Annotated in this window: 1 protein-coding gene; it reads left to right on the forward strand. The window is 68.5% G+C overall.

Going from position 1 to position 2,600, the window contains the following annotated elements; genetic code table 11:
- Positions 1-2,432 (forward strand): amino acid adenylation domain-containing protein (locus AB0B89_RS35915; protein ID WP_358562110.1); only part of this gene is annotated, 2,432 nt, incomplete at its 5' end.
- Positions 2,433-2,600: the final 168 nt, after the last annotated feature.

The raw sequence follows: 2,600 nt of genomic DNA on the forward strand, positions 1-2,600 counted from the left end.
ACGTCACCACCCAAGCCCGAGCCAGCCTCTTCATGGCACTCACCGCCACATTCCAGATCATGCTCTCCCGCTACACCGGCCAAAACGACATCGCCATCGGCACCCCCACCGCAGGACGCACCCACACCGAAACCGAGAACCTCATCGGCCTGTTCGTCAACAGCCTCGTCCTGCGCACCGACCTCACCGGCGACCCCACCTTCACCGACCTCCTCCACCAGGTCAAAAACACCGCCCTCGCCGCCTACGACCACCAAGACCTCCCCTTCGAACGCATCGTCGAAGAACTCGCCCCCCAACGCGACCTCACCCGCAACCCCCTCTTCCAGACCATGCTCGTCCTGCAGACCACCTCAGCCCGCAAGATCTGGACGCTGCCGGGCGTCGAGGTTCAGCACGTCCCGCTCCAGGCCACCGACTCCCAGGTGGACCTCACCATCGACCTCACCCTGCAGGAAGACCACAGCGCCAAAGGCTTCATCCACTTCAGCAGCGATCTGTTCGACAAGTCCACCATCGAGCGGATGGCCGGCCACTACCTCACGCTGCTCCAGCGGCTCGCCGACCACCCGGCGACCCCGCTGTCCCAGATCAGCATGCTGACCGAGGCCGAGCGCCGGCAGGTGCTGGTCGAGTGGAACGACACCGCGGGCCCGTTCCCCGCCGACCAGACCATCCACCAACTGGTCGCCGCACAGGCCACGACCCGCCCCGACGAACCCGCCGTCATCCACGGCGACCAGATCCTCACCCACGCCCAGCTCAACACCCGCGCCAACCAACTCGCCCACCACCTGCGCTCACAAGGAATCGGCCCCGAAGACCTGGTGGGAGTCTTCCTCGACCGCACCCCCGACCTCATCGTCGCCCTCCTGGCCATCCTCAAAGCCGGCGCCGCCTACGTCCCCCTCGACCCCGAATACCCCGCCGAACGCCTCGCCTACATGCTCCACGACACCGCCGCGCCCCTGGTCATCACCCAGCACGACCTCGCCGCGCAACTCCCCCACTCCACCGCCGCCCTCCTCATCGACACCCACTGGCCCCAGATCGCCACCCACCCCTCCACCGACCCCCCGCTCCTGGCCACACCACACGACCTCGCCTACGTCATCTACACCTCCGGCTCCACCGGCAGGCCCAAAGGCGTGATGATCGAACACCAGGGCGTCGTGAGCTACATGGCAGGCATGCAGGACGCGTTTCCGATCCACCCGGGCGAGAGCTTCCTGCAGGCCACGCCGGTGACCTTCGACGTGTCGGCGTACGAGATCCTTTGGCCGCTCTGGCAGGGGGGCACGGTCGTCCTGGTGCCGGGGGCCTCTCGCCTGGACATGGCGCACGTCGGGTCGCTCATGCGCCGTCACCGCATCGTCGGACTGCATTTCGTCCCCAGCTTGATGGACATGTTCGTCGCCCAGGTGGACCCGGCGGACTGCACCGGACTGCGGTACGCGTTCTGCAGCGGAGAAGCGCTGCCGGAGGTGCTCGTGCGGCGATTCGCCGACCGGTTCGACGGCGATCTGATCAACCTCTACGGCGCCACCGAGGTGTCGGTGGACACGACCTACTGGCGCGCCTCGCCGGACTCCCCCGTCCTCGCCGGACGCCCGATGAGGAACCAGACGGTGTACGTGCTGGACGGTTCGCTGCGGCCGGTGCCCGTCGGTGCGGTGGGGGAGGTCTATCTCGGGGGGCGGTCCGTCGGCCGCGGCTACCTGCGCCGGCCCGGGCTGACCGCGGAACGTTTCCCCGCCGACCCGTTCACGGGCGATCCCGGCGCCCGCATGTACAAGACCGGGGACCTCGGCCGGTTCACCGCCGGCGGTGAACTCGACCTCCTCGGTCGCATCGACAGCCAGGTGAAGCTGCGCGGCGTGCGCGTCGAGCCGGGTGAGATCGAGGCGGTCCTGCTGTCGCACCGCGATGTCGCGGCCTGCGCCGTCGTCGCGTGGGAGGACGGCGCCCGTGACAAGCACCTGGTCGCGTACTGCGTTCCTGCGGCCCGTGAGCCGGACGTCGCCGAACTCCGCGCTCTGTGCCGGGAGGAGCTGCCGCCGGCCGTGGTCCCGGCGGTGTTCATGATGCTGCCCGCACTGCCCCTGTCCCCCAACAGCAAGGTGGACCGCAAGAGGCTGCCCGCGCCCGACGTCGCGGACCTCGCGCCCAGCGCGGCCCACGTGGCTCCACGAGACGAGATCGAGCAGGCGCTCGCCGAGGTGTGGGCCGATCTGCTGGGCGTGGACCGCGTCGGCGTCCACGACAACTTCTTCGAGGTCGGCGGCCACTCGCTCCGGGCGGTCCAACTGGTCAACCAGGTGGAGCGGCTGACCGGCATCCGCATCAGCCTGAGGGGCCTGTTTCTTTCGCCGTCGATCGCCGGCATCAAGTCCCAGTTGCTTGAGCTGATCGACGCCCAAGGTGAGGAGTAGTCATGGAAAACAGCTCGACGCAGGCGCGTCTGCTCTCCCGTATCCGGCACCAGCAGGCCCGTCACCTGCCTGTGCGGGATCGTTCGAAGCCGGTGCCGTTGTCGTCCGCGCAGCGGGGACTGTGGTTCCTGGACCAACTGGAACCCGGCCGATCCGACTACGTCGTCC

The sequence above is a fragment of the Sphaerisporangium sp. NPDC049002 genome (assembly GCF_040649355.1).
Classification (GTDB): Bacteria; Actinomycetota; Actinomycetes; order Streptosporangiales; family Streptosporangiaceae; genus Sphaerisporangium.